The 23512-nt window shown below is 56.5% G+C and carries 18 protein-coding genes and 1 pseudogene; 14 read left to right on the top strand and 5 right to left on the bottom strand.

Annotation, left to right across the window (positions count from 1 at the left end; genetic code table 11):
- Positions 1–18 precede the first annotated feature (18 nt).
- From KR51_RS02605 to KR51_RS02595, 3 genes are all read left to right on the top strand, one after another.
- Entirely contained in the window at positions 19–522 is a 504-nt protein-coding gene (locus KR51_RS02605) for a pentapeptide repeat-containing protein (RefSeq protein WP_022604524.1), read from the top strand.
- An 88-nt stretch (positions 523–610) separates the two neighbouring features.
- Positions 611–1738, top strand: a complete 1128-nt coding sequence (locus KR51_RS02600; protein WP_022604522.1) for a 5-(carboxyamino)imidazole ribonucleotide synthase — start codon at positions 611–613, stop codon at positions 1736–1738.
- Between the two features lie 194 nt (positions 1739–1932).
- Positions 1933–4167 (top strand): GumC family protein, encoded by a 2235-nt coding sequence (locus tag KR51_RS02595; RefSeq protein ID WP_022604520.1) that lies wholly within the window; start codon positions 1933–1935, stop codon positions 4165–4167.
- 1122 nt (positions 4168–5289) lie between these two features.
- Here the strand turns inward: KR51_RS02595 and secA are convergent.
- Together secA and KR51_RS02585 are read right to left on the bottom strand one after the other, a co-directional pair.
- Positions 5290–8091, bottom strand: coding sequence for a preprotein translocase subunit SecA (gene secA / locus KR51_RS02590; protein WP_022604519.1), 2802 nt, complete (start codon positions 8089–8091; stop codon positions 5290–5292).
- 169 nt (positions 8092–8260) lie between these two features.
- Positions 8261–9199, bottom strand: a complete 939-nt coding sequence (locus KR51_RS02585; protein ID WP_022604516.1) for a serine hydrolase — start codon at positions 9197–9199, stop codon at positions 8261–8263.
- A gap of 143 nt (positions 9200–9342) precedes the next feature.
- On the opposite strand from KR51_RS02585, the gene KR51_RS02580 reads away from it, so the two are divergent.
- The 4 genes from KR51_RS02580 to KR51_RS02565 all read left to right on the top strand — a co-directional run bounded on the left by KR51_RS02580 (position 9343) and on the right by KR51_RS02565 (position 13422).
- A complete protein-coding gene (locus KR51_RS02580; RefSeq protein WP_071783190.1) occupies positions 9343–10374 on the top strand; it encodes a glycosyltransferase family 2 protein in 1032 nt (343 codons plus the stop codon).
- Positions 10375–10421: 47 nt separating this feature from the next.
- Positions 10422–11678 (top strand): MFS transporter, encoded by a 1257-nt coding sequence (locus KR51_RS02575; protein ID WP_040654877.1) that lies wholly within the window; start codon positions 10422–10424, stop codon positions 11676–11678.
- 388 nt (positions 11679–12066) lie between these two features.
- Positions 12067–12468 (top strand): Npun_F0494 family protein, encoded by a 402-nt coding sequence (locus tag KR51_RS02570; protein ID WP_022604510.1) that lies wholly within the window; start codon positions 12067–12069, stop codon positions 12466–12468.
- Positions 12469–12573: 105 nt separating this feature from the next.
- The gene (locus KR51_RS02565) at positions 12574–13422 is read left to right on the top strand and encodes an alpha/beta fold hydrolase (RefSeq protein WP_022604509.1); all 849 of its coding nucleotides are present in this window, start codon (positions 12574–12576) and stop codon (positions 13420–13422) included.
- 57 nt (positions 13423–13479) lie between these two features.
- Here KR51_RS02565 and KR51_RS02560 read toward each other — a convergent pair whose 3' ends face one another.
- Positions 13480–13704, bottom strand: a complete 225-nt coding sequence (locus tag KR51_RS02560) for a hypothetical protein (RefSeq protein ID WP_156914931.1) — start codon at positions 13702–13704, stop codon at positions 13480–13482.
- 477 nt (positions 13705–14181) lie between these two features.
- On the bottom strand, positions 14182–15057 hold the full coding sequence (locus KR51_RS02555) for a M23 family metallopeptidase (RefSeq protein ID WP_051358036.1): 876 nt from the start codon (positions 15055–15057) through the stop codon (positions 14182–14184).
- A gap of 374 nt (positions 15058–15431) precedes the next feature.
- On the opposite strand from KR51_RS02555, the gene upp reads away from it, so the two are divergent.
- Positions 15432–16085 (top strand): uracil phosphoribosyltransferase, encoded by a 654-nt coding sequence (gene upp, locus KR51_RS02550; RefSeq protein WP_022604503.1) that lies wholly within the window; start codon positions 15432–15434, stop codon positions 16083–16085.
- A 117-nt stretch (positions 16086–16202) separates the two neighbouring features.
- Here the strand turns inward: upp and purF are convergent.
- Positions 16203–17648, bottom strand: a pseudogene (gene purF, locus KR51_RS02545) (amidophosphoribosyltransferase); the annotation flags it as partial.
- A 368-nt stretch (positions 17649–18016) separates the two neighbouring features.
- Here purF and KR51_RS02540 point away from each other — a divergent pair.
- The 6 genes from KR51_RS02540 to fusA all read left to right on the top strand — a co-directional run bounded on the left by KR51_RS02540 (position 18017) and on the right by fusA (position 23498).
- Positions 18017–18784 (top strand): YebC/PmpR family DNA-binding transcriptional regulator, encoded by a 768-nt coding sequence (locus KR51_RS02540; RefSeq protein ID WP_022604498.1) that lies wholly within the window; start codon positions 18017–18019, stop codon positions 18782–18784.
- 279 nt (positions 18785–19063) lie between these two features.
- Positions 19064–19480, top strand: coding sequence for a phosphomannose isomerase type II C-terminal cupin domain (locus tag KR51_RS02535; protein WP_022604496.1), 417 nt, complete (start codon positions 19064–19066; stop codon positions 19478–19480).
- Positions 19481–19562: 82 nt separating this feature from the next.
- Positions 19563–19898 carry a HesB/IscA family protein gene (locus tag KR51_RS02530; RefSeq protein ID WP_022604494.1) on the top strand — a complete coding sequence of 112 codons (336 nt, stop codon included), beginning with the start codon at positions 19563–19565 and terminating at the stop codon, positions 19896–19898.
- A gap of 417 nt (positions 19899–20315) precedes the next feature.
- The gene (gene rpsL / locus KR51_RS02525; protein ID WP_022604493.1) at positions 20316–20690 is read left to right on the top strand and encodes a 30S ribosomal protein S12; all 375 of its coding nucleotides are present in this window, start codon (positions 20316–20318) and stop codon (positions 20688–20690) included.
- 106 nt (positions 20691–20796) lie between these two features.
- A complete protein-coding gene (gene rpsG, locus KR51_RS02520; RefSeq protein ID WP_022604490.1) occupies positions 20797–21267 on the top strand; it encodes a 30S ribosomal protein S7 in 471 nt (156 codons plus the stop codon).
- Between the two features lie 155 nt (positions 21268–21422).
- Positions 21423–23498: an elongation factor G gene (gene fusA / locus KR51_RS02515; protein WP_022604488.1), complete on the top strand. Its 2076-nt coding sequence runs from the start codon at positions 21423–21425 to the stop codon at positions 23496–23498.
- Positions 23499–23512 lie beyond the last annotated feature (14 nt).

Genomic DNA, 23512 nt, shown 5'->3' with positions numbered 1-23512 from the left:
TGTTCTCTATCTGCGACCATGATCCGCTTTTGGCACTTTCTCGCGATCGCCTGCGTTGCTTGGGCCGCACTCGGGCCGCTGCCCGCTCGCGCCCAGGCTAGCAAGTACTACCCACCACCTCTGTCCTACAGCAACGCCGAACTCACCGGTCGCGATTTTTCCGGGCAAGTCATGCGCGCCGCCGAATTTTCCAACGCCAATCTCGAGCTGACCGACTTCAGTCACGCCGACCTGCGCGGTTCCATCTTCAGCGCTTCGGTCATGACTAAAGCCAACCTGCACGGAGCGAACCTCCGATTCGCGATGGTCGATCAAATCGCCTTGACAGGTGCCGACCTCAGCGACGCCATTCTTGCCGAAGCAATCCTGCTACGTTCGACTTTCGATGGCACGGACATTACTGGTGCAGACTTCAGTGGTGCTATTCTCGACGGCGCTCAGGTACGCGAACTCTGTGAGCGCGCCTCCGGTCGCAACTCCCAAACCCATATCGACACCCGCGCGTCCTTGCGGTGCCCGTAAAGATTCCCCTCGCTACCGCAACGTGACTCTACCTCGCTGCGGTTGCCGGTTACGCACAACGTCCAAGTAACGACTCAGCAGGAAAGCCATGACGATAAAACGGATCGGCGTCATCGGCGGCGGACAACTGGCCTGGATGCTCGCTGGCGAGGCACCCAAACTTGGCATCGAACTCGTCGTGCAGGCTGCCAGCCGAAACGATCCGGCAGTTGCCCGTGCAGCAAAGGTCCTCTACGGCGCGCCCGACGACGCCGTCGCCACTGCCGAACTCGCCCGTTACTGCGACGCGATTGCTTTCGAAAATGAGTTGGTCGATTTGCCGGCCTTGCGAGGACTAGAAGCTGCTGGGGTTTGCTTCCGCCCAGGCTTGGACAGTCTTGCACCTTTACTCGACAAGTACTACCAGCGTCGCTGCTTGCTTGCTGCCGGGTTGCCCGTCCCGGATTTTGAAGCGATCGCTCCCGACCGCCCCCTCGACCCAAATTGGACGCTGCCGTTGGTGCTAAAAACCCGCCGCCACGGCTACGACGGTCGCGGCACGTTCATCTTTTCCGACCCCTCCGATCTGAAAACCTTTTGGCAGCGCCCGGATCGTCCCGCCCTGCTCCGCGAAGCTTACGTGCCCTTCGAGTGCGAATTGGCGATCGTCGCCGCACGTAATGCTGCCGGCGACATCGCCACCTTTCCCATCACCGAAACTCGTCAAGTCGCGCAAGTCTGCCGTTGGGCTATCGCCCCCGCCCCCGTCAGCACTGCCGTCAGCGATCGCGCCCGCGAGATTGCCCGTACGCTGTTGCAATCCTTGGATATTGTCGGTATTGTCGCGATCGAATTCTTTCTCGATGCTGGCGATCGTCTCTTGGTCAACGAAATTGCCCCGCGTACGCACAACTCCGGTCACTACACACTAGACGCTTGCTATACCTCGCAGTTTGCCTTGCAGCTGCAAGCCGTTGCCGAACTGCCCCTTGGTGCCACTGCCTTACACTGCGATGGAGCCGTTATGGTTAACCTCCTCGGTTACGAGCACGCCGATCGCGACTACCGTGACAAGCGCCGTCGCCTCGAGGACCTCCCTGGCGCAAGCGTTCATTGGTACGGAAAAACTGCGCGTCCCGGGCGCAAACTCGGTCACGCGACCCTGCTGCTCGATCGCTATGACTACGAAACTGCCCGCGCGCTTGCCGATCGCGCTTGGGAGATCTGGGTAGAGTAACTAATTGAGGAGCACGGGTTATCGTGTGCTCTGCATCCGACCGGTGGTTGGAAAGAGACCAAAATTGCTGTAAAATATTCTAAACTCGCTTCAAAACGCAGTATTCCGCTGCCGGAGCTGCTAGGACGTCGACAGAGTACCGAAGAACCGAAGTTGGTCCGAAGTTTGCTGCCCGCAGTCAGTGGGATTAAGAGATGGAAGCTATCGATCGCAACCTGCGCCAAGACGACGACTTTCTCGACCTGCAAAAATACTGGTCGATCCTCAAACGGCGGTGGTTGCCTGCGTCGCTCGTAACGATCTCGACAATCGGGCTAACCGGGATCTACTCAGCTCGCCAGACGCCGATTTACGAGGCGCGTGCGCGCTTGCTCTTGCAAACCGCCGATGGTGCTATTCCCTTTGCTGGTTTTAGCGGAGGCAGTTCCACTAGCAATACCCTTTTGGCTAATGAAGCGGCAATCATTCGCTCATTACCCATCGGCCAGCAAGTTATTGAGCGGCTGGATATCCGCAATGCGGATGGTACACCGATGGCACCGCAGAATATTGTCGGCAACTTGAAGGTGTATGAAGTCCCGAACACGCACATCCTCGAGCTAACCTACCAGAGCACCGACCCCGAAGAGGCCGCCCGCGTGGTTGATAGCTTCATGGAGGTGTATCGCGATAACGACGTCCGCATTAACCGCTCGGAAGCTGCTGCGGCCCGCGAGTTTATTGAGGAGCAGCTTCCCCTCACCGAGCGCTCCGTACGCGAGGCCGAGGAAGCTTTACGTCGCTTTAAGGAACGCAACCGTATCATCGTCCTCAATGAAGAGGCGCAAACAACCGTACGCCTGCTCGGTAGCATCGACGAAGAGCTAGTCAAATCCCAGACCAGCCTGAACGATACCCAGGCTCGTATTCAAGAACTATCAGCACAGCTCGGCTTGTCGTCCGCCGAAGCCCTAGCTGCCAGCGCGCTCACCCAATCGAGGGCCGTGCGGGATGCTCTCGAGAGTTATCAATCCATTGAGTCCGAACTTGCCGTTGCTGAGTCGCGCTATCAGCCTCAGCATCCGGCGATCGTGAGCCTTGTCGAGAGCCGCGATGCCCTGCGGCAGGTTCTCAACGAGCGCATACAGACCGTTCTCAGCGAGTCGCCAGCAGCAGGTGGAGCTATCCCCGTGGATGTGGCAATTGCGAGCGGCACCCTGCAGTTAAGCGAAGTTGAAATCCAGCTGACTGGAGATCTCGTTCGAGCCGAGGTAGATCGCCTCGGGACGAGCAGTCGCCTCAGCTCCCTGCAACGCGAGCGCGAAGCTTACCAATCCCGCGCGAGCGTGCTTCCGCGCCTCGAACAGGGACAGCGGGAACTAGAGCGCCAGTTAAATGCCGCCCAATCGACCTACGAGGCACTCCTACAACGCTTGCAGGAAGTGCGCGTCACCGAAAACCAGAACCTTGGGAATGCACGGGTTGTCGAGAATGCACTTGTGCCGATAAACCCAATCTGGCCGCGCATGCAACTCATCTTGATGGCTGGTGGCATCGTGGGCGCGCTGATTGGAACTGCTACGGCCATAACCCTTGATGTCCGCGACCAGAGCCTCAAAACCGTTCAAGAGGCTAAGAACCGTCTTGGTTACGTCATGCTAGGGTCGATTCCACTCTTTGGTCGATTCAATCGCCCGGTAGATGGAACGCGACCAGTTACGCTGCCTGTCCGAGATTACCCGCGCTCGTCGATGAGCGAAGCATTCCGGATGTTGCAGGCAAATCTCAAATTCTCCACCACGGATCGCAAGCTCAAGGTCGTCGCTGTCACCAGCTCCATCCCACGTGAGGGTAAGTCTACCGTTTCGGCTAATTTAGGCGTGGCACTAGCTGAGTTGGGAAATCGCGTTCTCGTCATCGACGCCGATATGCGCCGTCCGAGTCAACACCAAGTGTGGGAGTTGGCTAATACGACGGGCTTGAGTAATGTCTTGGTCGAACAGTTAAGCGTCGCTGAAATCGCTCACGCTGAAGGGCAAGACGGCAACAAGCTGGACGTGCTGACTGCAGGAGTAATACCACCTAACCCCGTCGCTCTCTTAGACTCTCAGCGCATGACCACGCTGTTGGACGAGGCTAAGCATCACTATGACTACATCATTATCGACACCCCGCCCTTGGCAGTGGCTGCCGACGCTCTGATTCTCGGCAAAGTTGCCGATGGCGTATTGTTGGTTGTTCGACCCGGTATTGTTAATGTCACGAACGTGGATGCTTCGCGCGAAGCTCTGGAACGTGCGCGGCAACCCGTGGTTGGCATGGTGGTCAATGGCGTGATTCCCGCTAACGAACCCGATAGCTATTACTACTACTACGCCCAGGGATACTACACAGAGGGAGAGAACCAAGCATCGAAGAAGCGTAACGGTTTCCTACAGCGGCTTCGCTAGGCAACTCGATGCTCGGAGGGAACAGCTATTTTACTCTTGCAGGATTAAGGATATGGCTGATGCCTTGGCAAATTTCGCCAGGCAGTTTGACGCCTCCTACTAAACCATCAGCTTGAATGGTGTTGTTGCATTGGGAACAGGTCATCCGCGTGCTTCGATGACCTACTACTGGAAATTCAGCGAGTGATTTACACGACCAACGCGATTGGATCGCGAAGCTAACTTTTGCGGAAGGTATTGAAGACCAATGGGTCGTCTCCTTCAGAGACAGCGGTCTTAAAGTTGCTCTGCCTAGGGTTTGCAGAAAAAGTCCACTAACGAATTTAGGGGGCAGAGAGCTTATGGCATCAGGTTACTATGATCTAGCCCCAGCTTTTTTCCTCGGATTCACGGCCCAATTGAAAGGGTTTTAAGGCTCTGGTGCCTAACCTTGCACTTTTCTGGCATAGAAAAGCTGAGAACCTTTCATTGCGGGCATTTTAGCCTTTTTCGGCAAGCCCTACCTAGCGCTGGCAAGATTTCCGTGCAATGGACAATACAGCTGACGAACTGGGAGGCGGCCATAGCGTGATTTGTCATCGAGCATCCAGAGTGCTTCACCGACTGAGATTGACTTGTTTCCCAAAAAAACTTGACAACTCCTTGCATTCATCCTTGAGCCCGATTTTTCTCTCGCCATTGAGCCTTTTTTATCGAAGACCAGAAACTTTTCGATTTTTGTAGTCGCCAACGATCGCGTGCACATGATCCAGAGTTTGGAGCTCTTTAAGGGTTATGCTGCTATTCCAGGTGCATTCCTGTCAGGAATTTAATCCAACCGAGGGGTGCGGGAGCACTTGAAGCGATACCTACATAGCGATACCTACATAAGGAGGTATTAGGTGACTTGGGGAAATTGTAGAGCAAACTCGAGCAGCTAGCTGCTCGAAGAACACACCAAAGGTTGTGACTGCTCGAACTGGCTATGGCAGTATTTTGGATGCCCTATCCGTCACGAAAATTCTTTGACCTGGTATGTTCTTCAGCAAATGCACAAGCATATCGGCAATTGCATTCTCGAGAAGACGGCAGCACGAGAATAATGTTTGCGAGCCTGAAAACTCACCCAGGACTCGATCGACTCTAGACTGCTTGCGGTTGGATTTGCGGTTGGAATTCAAACAGCGAGTACACCACATTGCGACGAATGTCGATCATCATTTCTAGGAACATCTCGTAGCCTTCCTGCTTGTATTCGATGAGCGGATCGCGCTGCCCGTATCCGCGTAAGCCAACCGACTCGCGCAAGGCATCCATTGCTTGTAAGTGCTCGCGCCAGAGCGTATCGATTTGCTGCAACATAAAGTAGCGTTCGGCCTGTCGCATCAAACCGGGTTGTAATTGCTCTACCTGGTTCTCCTTGAGGTCGTAAGCCTTGTGAATTTCCTCGTGGAGAAATGCTTTGATCTCGCCAACGGTCATATCGGCAAGTTGGTCCGATGTTAGATCCTGAAGCAGATACACGAACTCTTGCACCTTTGCGACCATCGAATCGAGATCCCATTCTTCCGGCGGCAACTCGGGGTTGACGTAAGCGTTGACAATGTCGTTCATCGTCATTTCTGCATACTGAATGACGCGATCCTTGAGGTCGCGACCTTCGAGAACCCGCCGCCGCTCGGCATAGATGGCACGACGCTGATTGTTCATCACCTCGTCGTACTCGAACACCTGCTTGCGGGTGTCGTAATAGAAGGTTTCGACTTTCTTCTGAGCATTTTCCAGCGATCGCGTCAGCAACTTCGACTCAATCGGCATATCCTCTTCTACGCGGAAGGCATTCATTAAACCCGATACGCGATCGCCGCCGAAAATTCGCAGTAAATTATCCTGCAAGCTGAGGAAGAATCGGGTAGAACCCGGGTCACCCTGCCGGCCGGCACGACCTCGCAGTTGGTTATCGATGCGGCGCGACTCGTGTCGTTCGGTGCCGATGACGTGCAAACCACCGGCCCCTACCACCTCATCGTGTTCTTTTGAGGTGTATTGTTCGTACTGGTCGTGAAGTAAATTGTACGCCTCGCGCAGCTTGATGATGCCGGGATCGTCAACGGGAGCTTTCTCGGCCGCGATCGCGACTTTCTCCTCGGCAACCAGCTCGGTCAGACTTTGCTCGCCGTAGTGTTTGACCGCAAAATCTACCCACTCCTTGAGTTTGGACTCTGCGGCCGCTCCCAACTCAGCGGGGAAGATTTGCGGCGACGCGCGCCAGGTTTTAACTTTCATCTGCGGTTCTGCAAAACCTTGGGCGCGCAGCTTTTTCGGCTTGCCGACCAGCGGCACGCCTGCCACTAAATCGTCGTCGTCGCTGGGAATGACTACGCGCGGCATGAAATATTCGCGCAGTTTAAGTCGCGCCATGTAATCGGAGTTGCCTCCGAGGATGATGTCTGTGCCACGCCCGGCCATATTGGTAGCGAGGGTAATCGTGCCTTTGCGACCGGCTTGAGCGACAATTTCCGACTCGCGTTCGACATACTCGGGACGTGCGTTCAGTAAGTTGTGCGGAACGTTATCAGCCGCAAGCAGCTTCGACAGCAACTCGGACTTTTCAACACTCGTCGTTCCCACCAAAACCGGGCGTCCTTGCTTGTAGAACTCAGTACACTCGGCAGCAACGGCTTGCCACTTCGCTTCTTCGGTTTTATAAACGACATCGGAGACATCGCGGCGCGCGAGCGGCAAGTTAGTCGGAACGATCGTAACCTGCAAGTTATAGATCTTCTCAAACTCGGCTTCTTCGGTTTTTGCCGTTCCGGTCATACCCGCTAGTTTCGGGTAGAGCAAGAAGAAGTTCTGATAAGTGATGCTGGCTAGAGTTTGCGTTTCGCGTTGAATTTCAACCCTTTCTTTCGCTTCGATCGCCTGGTGCAGTCCGTCGCTCCAGCGGCGCCCGGGCATCACTCGGCCAGTGAACTCGTCGACAATGACGACCTCGTCTTTGCGAACGATGTAGTTTACGTCGCGGATGAAAAGCTCCTTTGCTTTGATGGCATTGAAAATATAGTGAGCCCAGGGATCTTCAGGGTTGTAGAGATCCTCAACCCGCAGAAAGCCTTCCGCGGCTGCGAAGCCTTCATCAGTGAGCAAAACGTTGCGAGCTTTTTCATCGACTTCGTAATGCTCTTCCGGATCGAGCGATCGCGCCACGTCCGCAGCTTTCATGTATTTCTCGGTCGGTCGGTCGACCTGGCCGGAAATAATCAACGGCGTACGGGCTTCGTCGATCAGTACCGAGTCGACCTCGTCGATAATGCAGTAATTAAACGGACGCTGAACGACTTCTTCGATCGAAGTCGCCATATTGTCGCGCAAATAATCGAACCCGATTTCGCTGTTCGTGGTGTAAGTGATGTCGCAAGCGTAATTGCGGCGGCGCTCGCTCGGCGACATCCCCTGTTGGATAAGTCCGACACTCAGATCGAGGAAACGATGCACTTGCCCCATCCACTCGGAGTCACGGCGGGCGAGGTAATCGTTAACGGTGACGACGTGAACCCCTTTCCCGCAGAGGGCGTTGAGGTAAGCGGGCAGGGTAGCAACGAGGGTTTTGCCCTCGCCGGTCTTCATTTCAGCAATCTGTCCCTGGTGCAACACGAGACCGCCGAGCACTTGGACGTCGTAATGTCTCATTCCGAGGACGCGCCGTGCTGCCTCGCGCACGAGGGCAAAGGCCTCGGGTGCGATCTCTTCAAGGATATCGGCTTCGTCTTCGTCGTTCTTCGCCTGCGCCAATTTTGCTTTAAACTCTGCCGTCTTCCCGCGCAGCGACTCATCGGACAGCTGCTGCATATCCTCCTCGTAGAGCGCAACCTCCGCGACGGTGGGTTGCAGCTTTTTGAGTTTTCGGTCGTTGGGATCGCCTAAGAGATTTTTTAAAAACATGGCCGGGGAAAGGGCATTACTTCCTAAGAGATCGGGCGGGCGGGCAATAGCTGCTGACGCTTTCTAGCAGGCAAAACTCCACCACAGTGAGCATTATGTCGGCCGTTCAATGCTATCACTTCAAGATTTACCCGTGCCGACCGCAATTCCTTCCGCCTGAAGATCTCGCTTAGGAGTCCAATCCCGCCATCGCCACGGCTACTTGCTGGGAGATAAATGGGATGAGTTGACGGCTACGCTTATTCTCGCGCGCGAACACCACCAATAGATACGGGCGACAGTCCGGCAGCTCGATGTAGGCAGCATCGTGCCGAACCTGACGCGTCCATCCGCCCTTCGACCAAACGCGTGCTGTCGGCGGCAGACTCTCAGACAAAAAGCCCGCTATCTGGTTTTCACCGTGATTTTCGTATTGTTCCGGACGAGTCAAATCGCGTTGCAGCAACTGCATCATTACTTGCGATCGCGCAGACGATACGGCCACGCCGCCCGCAATTGCGTGTAACAGTCGCGCCACCGCATCGGTTGTTAGCTGGTTGCGATTTTCCAAGAGGTCTCCAGCAAACTGGCGCTCCCGTCCGTAAGGGCCGTCGCACCATGTTTTTTGATTAACATTGATGTCTTTCAGTTCTTCCCATCCCAGCGATTGGTAATAGCGATTGACGATGTTGCGCTGGGCTGCCCAGGTCTCGAGCGGGCCTGGCGGCAACTCCAAACCGCTGGTTGTTCCCGTTAGCGCATCCACCACCAGGCCGGCTGCGTCGTCGTAGGAAAATACGATCGAGTCGTGTAGCGCCCGTTCCAGCTCTCCGGACAGCGGGATCATCTCCTGCTCCAGCCACTCGTGGGCCGCCACCAGATAGAACAACTTCACGATGCTAGCAGGATAAAACGGCTCCACACCGCGATAGCAGAAGCCGCGCATCGAGTGCTTCCAAAACTCCTCTGCTGAGAGCGCGCCGCCCGTATTTACAACAACTGGTGGGTCGTACACCAGCCACGTCAGGGCTAGGTGTGTTTTGGATAAGGACGGGAACTCCTTCCACACGGCCGCGAGTACATCAGCACCCAATTGGTCGAGCAGGGCGTCGGAATGGTAGAACGACATAGTTAGCGAGAATCTCGTCGAAAGGCAATCAAGCTCTCGATTTTCAACTTTAGCGCCCCCGCAGGCGATCGCTATCACTCGTTCATTGCCAGTCCGTCTCCTTCCGCCCTGTCGTCAAAGGTTGCCTGCCGCTCATGGTCCGTATGTCCCCGCTGCCCGCTGCCCCCAGCACCACCGAGCGTCCGGACGTTTCGGTGGTCCTTCCGATTTACAACGAAATTGAAAGCCTCCCAGCCCTGATCGACGCGATTGCCACCACGTTTGCGGCCACTGGACTCTGCTATGAAATCGTCTGCGCCGACGACGGCTCCAGCGACGGTTCTGCCGACCTGCTCAAAACACTTGCTCGCGATCGCGCCGACCTAAGAGCGATTTTGCTGCGTCGCAACTACGGTCAAACCGCTGCCATGGCCGCTGGTTTCGAGCACGCCTGCGGTGCGGCGATCGTTTCCCTCGACGCCGACTTGCAAAATGACCCGAGCGACATACCACAATTACTGGCCAAACTCGACGAAGGCTACGACCTCGTCAGCGGCTGGCGCAAGCAACGCCAAGACGCAGCGCTCACGCGCTTGCTTCCCTCGCGCATTGCCAATTGGCTGATCGGCAAAGTAACGGGGGTCAAGCTCCACGACTACGGTTGTTCTCTAAAGGCTTATCGTTCTGAGCTATTGGCAGACATGAACCTCTACGGCGAACTCCATCGCTTCCTGCCCGCCCTCGCTTTCATTGAAGGGGCGAAAATCGCCGAAATCCCCGTTCAGCACCACGCTCGCCGCTTCGGACAGAGTAAATACGGGCTGGGGCGTACCTTCCGGGTGCTAATGGACTTGCTGACCGTTTGGTTTATGAAGAAATTCCTCACGCGCCCGATGCACGTCTTCGGCTCGCTGGGGTTGCTATCGTTCTCAGCTGGCGTGCTACTTGGCATTTACCTCAGCGCGCTCAAGCTGATGATGAACCAAAATATCGGCGATCGCCCGCTGTTGATTTTAGTCGTGGTGCTGCTGCTAGCTGGCGTGCAGTTATTTTGCTTCGGGTTATTGGGCGAGCTGCTGATGCGGACGTATCACGAGTCCCAAGGGCGTCCCATCTACCGCGTGAGGGAGGTCGTTGGCGGCAGTATTAAGAATAGTGAAGAAGCGGGACTCGATCGCCCTGCGGAAAAAACCTGATTCGACTGACGCGATCGCGTTTGTTTATGTACCGAGGTTCAGGTAAATTGAAGGTTTTTCAAACGCTCGCGCCCCCTCAGCAACGCAATCTGGCGGCGTTGTTTCTGTCAGGCTTGATGTTCTGGTCGAGTCTGACAATGTTGCTGCCGACGCTCCCGCCGTACATCCGGGACGCGAGCGGCTCCGACTATCTGGTCGGCTGGGTGATGGGCAGCTTTGCGATCGGGCTACTACTTTTTCGCTCGATTCTGGGGCGTGCGGCGGATCGCCACAGTCGCAAGGCAGTCGTGCTGTTGGGGACAGCCATTGTCGGCACAGCGCCGCTCTGCTACGCGCTGGTGCACTCAGTCGCTCTACTCGCTCTCTTTCGGGCGTTTCACGGGATTAGCATTGCTGCCTTTACCACGGGCTACAGTACTTTAGTGGTTGACATTTCGCCGCCGGAGAAGAAAGGCGAGTTAATTGGCTACATGAGTTTGGTCGTGCCGATCGGCATGGCACTGGGACCTGCAGTTGGTGGTTTGCTGCAGGTTCAAGCAGGTTACACGACCCTCTTTTTGGTCTCGGCAGCAGCAGGGTTCTGGGGATTCTTTTCGGCCGCGCTCGTACACGAGCCGCGATCGCGCGCGCGTCAAGATGCAGTGGCTCAAATCGGCTCGGACGATAAGCAGTTTTGGCAATTGCTCCTTGGCGATCGCCTGCGGACGCCGGCAACAGTGATGTTGCTGATGGGCTTGGTGTTCGGGACGCTAGCGTCGTACTTGCCGCTCTACGTGCGCGACCTTAGCGTGCCGCTGAATCCAGGCTGGTTCTACACCACGTCGGCCTTGGCAAGCTTCACGGTGCGCGTCTACGTTGGCCGCGCGAGCGATCGCTACGGGCGCGGACTGTTCATTAGCTGCAGCTTAGTTGCTTACATCACGGCGATGTTTATCTTGGCAACAGCGCAATCACCGCAGCAAATCCTCGGGGCGGCGGTGTTGCAGGGAGCCGGGGCGGGCACGCTGATTCCCATGGCAATTGCCTTGATGGCCGACCGCTCGCGAGCTCACGAGCGCGGCAAAATCTACTCGCTGTGCTTGTTTGGGTACGATTTCGGGATCGCCCTCGGGGGTCCGCTGCTGGGTTCGCTATCGCTTGCCGTTGGTTACCGGGGCTTGTTCTTTTTGGCAGCTGGGCTGGCGGCGCTGGCGCTGGCAGTCTTCCTGACTCGATCTAGTAAGGACTTAGTGCATTCGTTACGGTTTGCCACCGGACAGGATAGCGACCCATACGCCGTCCGCGTACCCGAAGCCGTAACCTAATTGTCCCTCGAGTCAGTGGTTTTGCTGCGAGCGAGGCTGGCAATCAAACCAGTTGCTAAGAGGGACAATCGTCATACTCATATCAAACACGGCTAAATACTTACCAGAACTAAATTCCTGCAAGCTCTTGCTGGGGGACCTTCAGGGTTCTGGTTCAGATGAGATTCCCCCGGGTTTGGTTTCAGAGTTTTTCGAGCGATAATTGAGGTCCCGGATGGAGCACTGGAATTCGATCTGCGCCGATCGAAGTACGAATACACACACCTCCATTCAGGTCGAAAAGCATCTCTGAAAGCCCGGCGGTCGGGCGATCGCGAACTTTATAATCGCGAACTTTACAATAGGCAGGAATGTAACCAAGCCAGGTCGAGATTCTTCGGGACAAACAGTGACAACCGCATCGCCTCAAGATGAAATCCAATATCCCGCGGCAACAATCGCTCGAGCCGATCTGGCATTGCGCTGCTCGCCATTCTTCCTCGCGCTTTTTGCAGACATGCGCCAACAGGGCGTGGCGTTGCCGGCGATCGCGGACAAGCGAGGCATTGACAACGGTTATGCTCGCCGCGCGCTGACAGAGCTGGCTGCTGAAGCCGCTCTGATGTGGCTGATCCAGGTCGGCATGTTGCGTCGCGAGGTAGACGGTCAAGGCATCACCGACAAGTTTCGGCTCACCTTGCTCGGCCGGCAAATTGTTGCCGAATGGGAAGACCGAGGCACCTGGACGCCGCCCACCTGGCGCGATCGCTTGCAGAACTTCCTCAACCGCCGCGCACGGTTACCATTCTAGAACCGAGCCCGATCTTGGCAAGTTGTTGTAACGCTAATGCGGATCGCAACCGAGCGGGTTCGGCTTCCCCGTATAATTGCTCGGTACGCTAGCTGGAGCGCGGAAATGGCTGGAATTGCCGAGCAAACGGTGACGGCAGGCAAATTCACCTGGTTTTATCGCGAGAGCGCGCCCGACCGCACGCCGCGTGAATCTCCTGTCGTGCTTCTGCACGGGTTGCCGTCTCACGGATTTTGCTGGCGCTATTTAATGCCAACGCTGGCTGAAGCGGGGTTTCGCGCGATCGCCCCCGATTGGCTCGGTTCGGGACGCTCTGACAAGCCGGACCGCTTCGATTTTCGTTACACGCCGGATGCATTCGTTGCCGCACTGGGGGATTTTCTGGATGCCGCGGGCTGCGATCGTGTATCGATTGTGGTGCAAGGGTTTCTCGGTTCGGTGGGGCTGCAGTACGCGCAGCGCCATCCCGAGCGTATTGAGCGGTTGGTCGTTCTGAACGCACCGCTATCGATGGCAGCGCGACTGCCCTGGACGATGCGACAGTGGGGTATCCCGTTTGTCGGCGACATGCTGACCCAAGACCCGCTGTTGGTGGATCGCACGCTCGAGGGTGGCAGCGGTTTCCGCATCGACGATCGCGATTTAGCCACCTATCGCGCACCGTTTCTGGAGAGTTCGGCAGTCGGGCGTTCCCTGTTGATGGCCGTTCAAAACATGCAGTTTGCCAAGGCGATGACGGAGCTGGACATCGGCTGGCAATCCTGGACGAAACCGACAGCGATCTTCTGGGGCGCGCGCGATCCCTGGCTGGACGTGGCAGCGGTCGAGGCGATCGCGGCAGCAGACAATATCGAACTTACCAAGCTGCCCGATGCCAAACATTACCCGCAAGAACACTGGAGCGAGGACATCTCCGGCGACTTAATTGATTTCCTGCGTCGCGAGGTCGGTTGATTTTGGCATGCGCGCGGGTGAAGGCAAGGCGATCGCCCGCGCCGGCCGTACGGGCCTTTACTGACATTCCAAGGAGTCGAAAATTGCTGCTGCGCGCGAAACAGCTTCGGCACCTTTCGTGTAGACATATACGATGCGGATTTGGCCTTCGTAGCTGACCGATGCCGAATATTCCACTATCTGCATAGCCTCGGGCGTTTCTGCAACGCGCACTTGCCCTGCCAAGTTCGTCACGGGCACGGTTGCACCACAAAGCTCCACCAGCTCCATTCGCTCGGGCATTTCATCCAAGGTTGCCCTGCCGCCAGCATCAGCGACTCGCGCGCCGAGTCGAGGAGTCTCTGCTCGAAATTGGTTGTTTCGACTGCTGGGGCTGACGCGTCGCCGACTCATGGCAACTGAACGACAGACAAGAACGCCGTCGGCGGTTCGTTGAGGTCGGAGACCTGCGAGACCGCGAAGCCGAACATGCTGATGCTGGCGAAACCGCGATCTCCACCCGGAATCTCGTAGGCAAAAGGGCGGCACGCGCCTCCTCGGGGTTGTTTGACCTGCTGACACTAAGGGTAATAAGGTACCCGCCGATTGCCAACAGCCCCAACCCCACAAAGAGAGTCCCCCCGCACCCGAGGGCGATCCACTGCCACGCCCTCCATCGCTTTCGGTCCCTCTCTACGTCCATGGTTATCTAGCTCGCTACAGCTGTTGCAGACCGCGCGCGAGAAATTAGACGCCTTCTAGCCAGCGACCGCATCCGTCTCATTTGCTCAATTCCTCGCCAGTATAGCGGTTGGTCTCGGGGTTGCTGCGATCGCCGATTAAATGCAGCACCGGATCCTGGGCGACCCATCCCTGCGGCGTGCGGATGCGTATTTCAAAGTGCAGGTGCGGCTTCCGCGCGTCCGGAACGCCGCTCGTCCCAACGGTACCTACTTGCTGACCGGCGACGACAGGTTGCCCGACCGTTACTCCCAGCTCGCCCAGGTGTGCGTAGCGCGTCTGTCGGCCGTCGGGATGATTGACAATGACCAGATTGCCATAGGCATCGCTCGGTCCGACGAAGGCCGTAGTTCCGGCAGCCACTGCCAGCACCGGCGTGCCCGGCGCAGCTTGCAAATCGAGGCCACTGTGGAAGCCGCGCCCGTGCGGACCGTAAGCGAGCGTAACTTCGGCACGTTCCGGTAGCGGATAGCCGTCGAAACCGTTGTAGTCCCCGACTCGTCCGGTAGGAGACCAATTCACGCCTGGCAAGAATACGGATTCGGGACGCGGCGTGCAACCATTCAGCTCGAACAGCACGTCGGCTCGGACGCCATAAGCTGTTTCCAAATCGTTCCAGGTAGTGCCTGAGGGCACTTCCAAGCGCATGCCGTTAAATGGCGGCACCAAAACTTCCATTCCCGATGCAGGCGCATCCGGCACGCCGGGATTGAGCCGCGCGATCGTCCCAGGATACAAACCATAGCGCGCGGCAATGCTCGAGATTGTCTCGCCAGCACTCACTGTATGGCGCTCTAGCTGCGACAGTACCGACGGCCGACAGCTTCCAGTTTGTCCGGCTGGTGCAGCGGTCGGCAGACCGGATTGCGCGATCGCGGTCCCGCTTTGCAGTCCCAACCAGGCAAGCGTTAGCATCCCAGTACGCCAACAGAGCGAGCCGCTGGCAAGTCGATTGACACTCATGCAGTTGCCGGACCAAAACGTCCCTTCTATTGTGGGATGTGCGGTTCGAAGCAACAAAATGATTACATCCTGCGCTGGGGAAACCCTTAGCCATTCAGTCTCGCGAAAGCAGGTACGAAATACCAGCTCCTGGGTCGAAGCACGGCGAGTGCCTCCAATCACGCCAGTGACTTTAGCACGCCGCCGAGGATGTTCGGGAGGGCGCTGACGAGCTGTTCGATTCTGCAAACAGCCAAAACACCAGCATCATGGTTACGAGGGTTACAACCCCCTGCTGGATCCGCGAGCCGGTAAGATGTTCTGAGCCCATCGTCCCCTGCCCTGCCATGAGTCTTCAACTGCGCGTTTACGTTCCCGACCATCCCCTTGTCAAACACTGGCTCGGCGTCGCGCGCGATGCCAGTACGCCCTCTACACTGTTCAAAAGCGCGCTCGGCGAACTCGGTCGCTGGCTGACCTACGAAGCCATACGCCGCGACTGGCTGCCTACCATTACGGGGGAAGTCCAAACGCCACTGGCTCCCTGCCCCGTCACTGCGATTGACTACTCCGTCCCGATCGCTGTCGTCCCGATCCTGCGGGCGGGATTGGCGCTCCTCGACGGTGCCCAAGGTTTACTGCCACTGGCATCCACCTACCACATTGGCGTGGCACGCAATGAGGAAACCCTGCAGCCGAGCTGCTACGTTAACAAGCTCCCCGCACAGTTGCAGCCCGACACGCGCGTGCTGATTTGCGAGCCGATGCTGGCGACGGGTGGCTCTTTGTTGCTAGCCCTCGATCAACTTGCTAGCAGAGGGGCAAACCTCGCCCATACGCGGGTCATTTCCGTTGTTGCTGCTCCGGTCGCGCTCCAAAAGCTGGGCACTCAGTACCCCGAGCTGACGATTTACTGCGCGACCATTGACGAAAAACTCGACGAGCGCGGATACATCGTCCCCGGTTTGGGCGATGCCGGCGATCGCACTTTCGGTACTTAGGACCAAACTGCGCGGGCGCGGTCGTGAACGTCCCCCTCAAACGCCTACGGTTTCGCCTTGCGGTGCAGGCTCAGGTTCATCGTCGTCCGAGCGGCCGGTTGAAATGCCCTCGGGCTGCTCTAAGATTAATTTCGTTCGCTTGAGGCGGTCGGAAATTTCCACGGGATACCGACCTGTAAAACAGGCAGAACAGAAGCTGTTCGGGTCGCGCCTTGTCATAGCCATCATTCCTTCCCAACTCAGATACGCCAGCGAATCCACCCCGAGCTGCGCCTCAATCTCGGCAACCGAATTTTGCGACGCAATGAGCTGATCTTGATTGTCGGTATCGATGCCGTAGAAACAAGGGTGGGTCACCGGCGGCGACGACACGCGCATGTGAACTTCCGTAGCTCCAGCTTCTCGGAGCGCCTGAACGATTTTGCGGCTGGTTGTGCCCCGCACGATCGAATCGTCCACCATCACGACGCGTTTGCCTGCCAAGACGTCCTTCAGCGGGTTGAGTTTGACGCGAATGCCCACCTCGCGCATGTGCTGAGTCGGCTGAATAAAGGTGCGTCCAACGTAGCGATTCTTAATCAGCCCCTCTGCAAACTGAATTCCTGACTCTTGGGCAAATCCAATCGCCGCTGGGGTTCCGGAGTCAGGTATCGGAATCACCAAATCCGTTTCAACCGGCGACTCACGCGCGAGTTGCGCGCCCAGCCGCTGCCGGTAACTGTAAAGCGTCTCGTCGTGCACGATGCTATCCGGACGCGAGAAGTAAATCATCTCGAATACGCACAGCTTGCTATCGGGCTGCTCTGACCATTTGACTGACGAGAGTCCTGCATCCGTAATCCAGACCAATTCACCGGGTTCGACCGAGCGCACGAACTCGGCACCAATAATGTCGAGCCCTGCTGTCTCTGATGCCAGCACGTAGCGTGTCGGCTCGCCTGCGATCTTGCCGATCGCCAACGGCCGGATGCCGTTCGCATCGCGCGCGCCCATCAGTCCGGCCGGCGTGGCAATTGCCAAACTAAATGCCCCTCGACAGCGCTTAAAAGCCCGCACTGCCCCGTCCAGCCAGTCGGCTCCGCCATTGACTTCTTGGGCGATCGCCAAGGCAATCGCTTCCGAGTCAGTTGTCGATAAGAACTTAAAATTGTCCTCTTCGAGTGCTGCCCGCAACTCTTCTGGATTGACCAAATTGCCATTGTGCGCGAGCCCTAGCGGTCCGAGACGCGTTTCTACGACCGCCGGCTGCGCGTTTTCCACCAAACTCGAACCAGTGGTCGAGTATCGCGTGTGCCCGATAGCAATATTGCCCGCCAGGCGCGCGAGGATACCCTCGTTGAACACGCGCGTCACCAACCCCATGTCTTTATAAAGGTGAGCGCCGTCGTCCTCAAAGGTAGCGATGCCAGCCGACTCCTGACCGCGGTGCTGCAGCGCATACAGCCCGAAGTACGTCATTGTTGCTACGTCTTCACCCGGAGCGTAAATGCCGAACACCGCACAAGCTTCTTCGGGCTTGTCCGTGCGTTCGTCGGCCGGCGAGGGGGGGAAAGATGGAAACATCGGTTCTACTCTTAGCGGCGGTGGCATCCGAAGCATCAACTCGAAGCGGAAGCCTGCGAGTGCGCGTTATCAAATTTGCTGAATTTGCCGGGGATTGGCTGCGCCAGCCCTCGCCCCCCGAGCATTAACTAGGCTTAAAGGTTCCTTAACATGCTTGCGATAATACCAGCTCGCTAGCATCCAAGCTGCTCCCACCGGTCGGTACCCTGCCGAACTCGGCGCAACGCCTTCACTTTCATCCTAGCGAGGTAACGGCTCCCCACGTCCGCCTAAAGTCCGGTCTGTGAGATTGCCGGCAGCACTCATGTTAAAACTGTCGAAGTACCCCACCCAGATGGTTTCTAGTCAATATCAGCTTTAAAAGGGCAATGGCAGGACATAGCAAATGGGCAAATATTAAGCGTCAGAAAGCGCGGGTCGATGCAAAGCGCGGGGCCGTCTTCACCAAGCTTTCGCGAGCGATCCTCGTCGCCGCAAGGATGGGCATCCCCGACCCCGAAGGTAACTTCCAACTGCGCACGGCGATTGACAAAGCAAAAGCTGCCGGCATTCCACTCGACAACATCGAACGCGCGATCGCGAAAGGCGCCGGTACCTTTGAAGATGGCAGCGCGCAGTATGAAACCGTTCGCTACGAGGGCTACGGACCGGGCGGCGTTGCCGTTCTGATCGAAGCCCTAACGGACAACCGCAATCGCACTGCTGCCGATCTACGATCGGCCTTCTCTAAAAATGGCGGCAACCTAGGCGAAACCGGTTGCGTGAGCTGGATGTTTGCTCAGAAAGGCGTCGTGCGCCTCGATGGCGGTATCTCCGAGGACGTGCTACTTGAAGCCTCCCTTACTGGCGGTGCCGATAGCTATGAGTTCGACCACGACCGCGATAATCCCGGCGCAGAGGTTTTCACCGAAACAACCAATCTCGAAGCACTCAGCCAGTCCCTTCGGGCACAGGATCTACCCGTTGTCGATGCTGAAGTGCGCTGGATTCCTGACAATCACATTGAGGTGACCGATCCCGACCAAGCGCGATCCCTCATCAAACTCGTCGATGCCCTCGACGACCTCGACGATGTCCAAACCGTCGTCACCAATTTCGACATGAGCGACGACCTCCTAGCTGCCAGTGCCTCTTGAGTAAATCGCGCGGTGCTGGGACCGAACAAGCATGCTCGTCCCCCCAAATCGGGTCGACTATTGCTGGTGGTGCAGGCTTAATAGTCATGGGTAGCGTCTGCATATGACGGTAAGGGTATTCACGGCAGCAGACGCACAGTTTCGATCGAAACCGTCTGCTACAGTAAATTGACGCCTATGCCTGCAGCTTCGAGCCGGGTCATTGCGGTCGTTTACGGGCAATGTCTTGTAGAGCAAGCGGCACCAAAATTAGTTCACAGCAGGGGGGCAATAAGGATTATGCTTCAACCTCAAACTGAAATCGAAGTCAAGCCCGTTGCCCCGATCTCGGCAACTAATGGTAGTTATCTTGCTACCGAGCAACGACCATGGGGCTCCTTTACGGTACTCGATGAAGGGAGGGGCTACAAACTCAAGCGTATCGTTGTCAAACCCGGTCACCGTCTAAGCTTGCAGATGCACCACCACCGCAGCGAACACTGGATCGTGGTCTCGGGAACGGCTAAGGTGACCTGCGGTGATTGCGAGGTCGTTTTGGCTACGAATCAATCTACGTATGTGCCCCAATGCACCACGCACCGCTTGGAAAACCCTGGTGTTATCGACCTCATTCTGATTGAAGTGCAAAACGGCGAATACCTTGGTGAAGACGATATCGTTCGTTTCCAAGACGATTACGCCCGCCACAAAAAGTAATCCTCGGCGATCGCCATAAAGCCTCAACAATGGGCAATCTCAACCGCAACGTCATCGGCAGAAAGTAATCGAGTTAGACACAATGACCGTCCGTCTGAGTCCCACTGCAGCGCGCGAGATCGAGCGTCAGCGCACTGTGCGCGATCGTCCCAATAGCTTGGTACATCTGAGCGTCCGCACAGGTGGATGCTCGGGGCTTTACTACGTTATGGACCTCGTCGATACAGCTGCTGAAGGCGATCGCATCTGCTATTCCGGCAACCTCACTATTGCGATCGATGCCAGTAGCACCAGCTACCTGGAAAACCTAGCTCTCGACTACGGCGAGGATCTCATGGGTGGGAGCTTTCGTTTCCAAAACCCACAAGCGATCCAACACTGCAGTTGCGGGCATTCCTTTAAAACCGCCTCGGACTGAAAACATTTTGCTTAACCAACCCACGTCACGCTAGGTGTAAGCGCGTCTTCAGTCGAGCACCACTGTTGGAGCGATCTACGTTTCTGTGAATCGCCAATAACTGTTTTTGGCTTGACTGTCTTTCCCTTTACAGGCAGTCAAGGACCTCCTATCGTCAAAAATCCATTGCTCGTTTAGGGGTAAACGCATGCAGATTTCTGTGCCAAGTTCGAAATCAGGGCGCTGGCGATCTGACGAGCTTGAACTTAGGTTTCTATTCTCAATAAATCCAGATCGAACCTCGCCGATTGCGAAAATCGCGCTGAGATTCCGAGTGTGCTTTTGCCCTCAGTGCTCGTTGGCGGGAGTTGACAGTACCTGGATGGAATTGATATATTAGTGAGCTGTTGACTATATAAAGCGTGCCCGGCTTAGTTCATGCCCACTATCCAGCAATTGATCCGCAGCGAACGCGGCAGAGCCAAGAAAAAAACTAAATCTCCAGCGCTTAAGTCCTGCCCGCAGCGGCGGGGGGTTTGCACGCGCGTGTATACAACGACGCCAAAGAAGCCGAACTCCGCTCTCCGCAAAGTCGCTCGCGTGCGCTTGACCTCCGGGTTTGAAGTTACGGCATATATTCCCGGTATCGGTCATAACTTGCAGGAGCACTCCGTTGTTCTTATCCGCGGCGGTCGTGTCAAGGATTTACCGGGCGTGCGCTACCACATCATTCGCGGCACTCTGGATACCACAGGCGTTAAAGACCGGCGTCAGGGTCGCTCCAAGTACGGGACAAAGCGCCCAAAAGAATAATCTCGGCTTATTCAATTTGTCGTTCGCACCTGACACGGTTGCCTGACGTGAAAAAACAGGCATCACTTTTCATTTCGTCTACTGCAATTTCCAGTAATTATCTATCATGTCTCGTCGCGGTAATGCTCGAAAGCGCCCAATCCCACCCGATCCAGTTTATAACAGCCGCTTAATTAGCATGACGATTCGCCGTTTGATGTTGGATGGCAAAAAGTCTTTGGCGTCACGAATTGTCTATGACTCGCTCAAAATTGTCGGCGAGCGCACCGGTCAGGAGCCGTTAGATGTCTTCGAGCAGGCCGTGCGCAATGTCACGCCGCTAGTTGAGGTGAAGGCCCGACGTGTCGGGGGTGCCACGTATCAAGTTCCGATGGAGGTTCGCCCTGCCCGAGGAACGGCATTAGCTCTGCGTTGGCTAGCGCGTTTCGCACGGACGCGTGCGGGGCGGTCGATGTCCGTTCGCTTTGCTAACGAAATCGTCGATGCGGCTAACGAAACGGGCAGCGCGATCCGGAAGCGCGAAGAGACGCACAAAATGGCTGAAGCTAACAAGGCCTTTGCTCACTATCGCTACTAGGAAACTCGGCTTTCGCGGGCAACATTGTTGCCGAAAGTTTGATGCCGCAAGCTTAGCTAGCCGGACGGCACGGGGGGAAGGCATTGATTTGTAAGCTGCGCCAAACATCGCTGCCGAGTTGGGTTTAGCTGGGTCGTTGGGGTAAGGAGTTAGCTATGGCTCGCACAATTCCGTTAGAGCGGGTTCGTAACATCGGGATTGCCGCACACATCGACGCTGGCAAGACGACTACGACCGAACGCATTCTTTATTACTCTGGCGTCGCACACAAGATTGGCGAGGTCCATGATGGCAATGCCGTTATGGATTGGATGGCACAGGAGCGCGAGCGCGGAATCACGATTACAGCGGCAGCCATCAGTACGAGTTGGCTCGACCATCGGATCAATATCATCGATACGCCCGGTCACGTTGACTTCACCATCGAGGTCGAGCGCTCCATGCGTGTACTCGACGGAGCGATCGCCGTGTTGTGTTCGGTCGGGGGCGTGCAGCCGCAAACCGAAACGGTTTGGCGGCAAGCCGACCGCTACCAGGTGCCGCGGATCTGTTTTGTGAACAAGATGGACCGGACGGGTGCTAATTTCTTCAAAGTCTACGAGCAGGCGCGCGATCGCCTGCTATGCAACGCCGTGCCCGTGCAGATCCCCATCGGTAGCGAGTCTGAATTTCGCGGGCTAGTCGATCTTGTAGGCATGCAGGCATACATTTACAGTAACGATCTCGGCACCGAGATCGAAGTTGCCGAGATCCCCGCTGAGGTTGTCGAACTTGCTGAAGAGTTCCGAGCGAAGCTCGTCGAAGCCGTTGCCGAAACCGACGAGTCTCTCTTAGAGAAGTATCTTGCTGAGGAATCTCTGACTGAAGTCGAGATTCGGCGTGCTTTGCGGCGTGGTACCTTGCAGGGCACGCTGGTTCCGATGCTCTGCGGCTCCGCGTTCAAGAATCGCGGCGTACAGTTGCTGCTCAATGCCGTTGTCGATTATCTACCAGCTCCAACTGAGGTACCGCCAATTCACGGCCTGCTGGGTGACGGGACGGAAGGGGTGCGTCCGGCCGACGATGACGAACCGCTAGCAGCTTTAGCATTCAAAGTGGCGTCGGATCCATACGGCCGTCTAACCTTCATTCGCGTTTACTCGGGCGTATTGCAGAAGGGAAGTTACGTTTACAACGCGACTAAAGACAAGAAAGAGCGGCTGTCGCGCCTCATCGTTCTTAAGTCCAACGAACGTATCGAAGTTGATGAGCTACGAGCGGGCGAGCTGGGAGCGATCGTCGGGCTCAAAGATACGACTACAGGCGATACGCTGTGCGACGACGCGCAGCCGATCGTACTTGAGTCGATCTACGTGCCCGAACCCGTTATTTCGGTAGCTGTAGAGCCAAAGACCAAACAGGACATGGAGAAGCTCTCCAAAGCTTTGCAGTCCCTGTCCGATGAAGATCCGACGTTTCGCGTTGCAACCGACCCCGAGACTAACCAAACCGTGATTGCTGGTATGGGCGAGCTACATCTCGAAATCTTGGTGGATCGCATGTTGCGCGAGTTCAAGGTCGAAGCCAACATCGGTCAGCCGCAAGTGGCCTATCGCGAGACCATCCGCAAGCGCGCCAGTGCCGAAGGCAAGTTTATCCGGCAAAGTGGTGGTAAGGGGCAATACGGCCATGTTGTTCTTGAAGTCGAGCCGGGCGAATCCGGCAGCGGGTTCGAATTCGTCTCCAAAATCGTCGGCGGTACGATTCCTCGGGAGTACGTTCCTTCAGTTGAAGCTGGGATGAAGGAGACTTGCGAGTCGGGTATCCTGTCGGGATACCCCACCATTGACCTCAAAGCAACTCTCGTTGACGGTTCTTACCACGAGGTAGACTCGTCTGAGATGGCCTTTAAAATCGCCGGTTCGATGGGTATCCGCGAGGCTGTTAAGCTCGCCGATCCCGTTTTACTCGAACCGATGATGAAGGTCGAAGTGGAAGTTCCCGAGGAATTTCTCGGGGACGTGATGGGCGACCTCAACTCCCGTCGCGGTCAGATCGGCAGCATGAACACCGAAGGAGGACTTGCTAAGATCGCCGCACAGGTGCCGCTGGCCGAGATGTTCGGTTACGCAACCGACATCCGCTCCAAGACCCAAGGTCGAGGTATTTTCTCGATGGAATTCGACCATTATGAGGAAGTACCGCGCCACGTCGCTGAAGCGGTCATCGCCAAAAATCAAGGGAACGCATAACCACAGTAAGGAAC

The organism is Rubidibacter lacunae KORDI 51-2, assembly GCF_000473895.1.
Lineage (GTDB): Bacteria > Cyanobacteriota > Cyanobacteriia > Cyanobacteriales > Rubidibacteraceae > Rubidibacter > Rubidibacter lacunae.
The sequence above is the reverse complement of the archived record's forward strand: the minus strand, read 5'-3'. Positions and strand labels throughout refer to the sequence as shown.

Bases quoted from the DNA above. Each gene is read 5' to 3' on its own strand.
- KR51_RS02605 (WP_022604524.1), top strand. From the start codon at position 19: ATGATCCGCTTTTGGCACTTTCTCGCGATCGCCTGCGTTGCTTGGGCC.
- KR51_RS02600 (WP_022604522.1), top strand. From the start codon at position 611: ATGACGATAAAACGGATCGGCGTCATCGGCGGCGGACAACTGGCCTGG.
- KR51_RS02595 (WP_022604520.1), top strand. From the start codon at position 1,933: ATGGAAGCTATCGATCGCAACCTGCGCCAAGACGACGACTTTCTCGAC.
- secA (WP_022604519.1), bottom strand. From the start codon at position 8,091: ATGTTTTTAAAAAATCTCTTAGGCGATCCCAACGACCGAAAACTCAAA.
- KR51_RS02585 (WP_022604516.1), bottom strand. From the start codon at position 9,199: ATGTCGTTCTACCATTCCGACGCCCTGCTCGACCAATTGGGTGCTGAT.
- KR51_RS02580 (WP_071783190.1), top strand. From the start codon at position 9,343: ATGTCCCCGCTGCCCGCTGCCCCCAGCACCACCGAGCGTCCGGACGTT.
- KR51_RS02565 (WP_022604509.1), top strand. From the start codon at position 12,574: ATGGCTGGAATTGCCGAGCAAACGGTGACGGCAGGCAAATTCACCTGG.
- KR51_RS02560 (WP_156914931.1), bottom strand. From the start codon at position 13,704: ATGCCCGAGCGAATGGAGCTGGTGGAGCTTTGTGGTGCAACCGTGCCC.
- KR51_RS02555 (WP_051358036.1), bottom strand. From the start codon at position 15,057: ATGCTAACGCTTGCCTGGTTGGGACTGCAAAGCGGGACCGCGATCGCG.
- upp (WP_022604503.1), top strand. From the start codon at position 15,432: ATGAGTCTTCAACTGCGCGTTTACGTTCCCGACCATCCCCTTGTCAAA.
- KR51_RS02540 (WP_022604498.1), top strand. From the start codon at position 18,017: ATGGCAGGACATAGCAAATGGGCAAATATTAAGCGTCAGAAAGCGCGG.
- KR51_RS02535 (WP_022604496.1), top strand. From the start codon at position 19,064: ATGCTTCAACCTCAAACTGAAATCGAAGTCAAGCCCGTTGCCCCGATC.
- KR51_RS02530 (WP_022604494.1), top strand. From the start codon at position 19,563: ATGACCGTCCGTCTGAGTCCCACTGCAGCGCGCGAGATCGAGCGTCAG.
- rpsL (WP_022604493.1), top strand. From the start codon at position 20,316: ATGCCCACTATCCAGCAATTGATCCGCAGCGAACGCGGCAGAGCCAAG.
- rpsG (WP_022604490.1), top strand. From the start codon at position 20,797: ATGTCTCGTCGCGGTAATGCTCGAAAGCGCCCAATCCCACCCGATCCA.
- fusA (WP_022604488.1), top strand. From the start codon at position 21,423: ATGGCTCGCACAATTCCGTTAGAGCGGGTTCGTAACATCGGGATTGCC.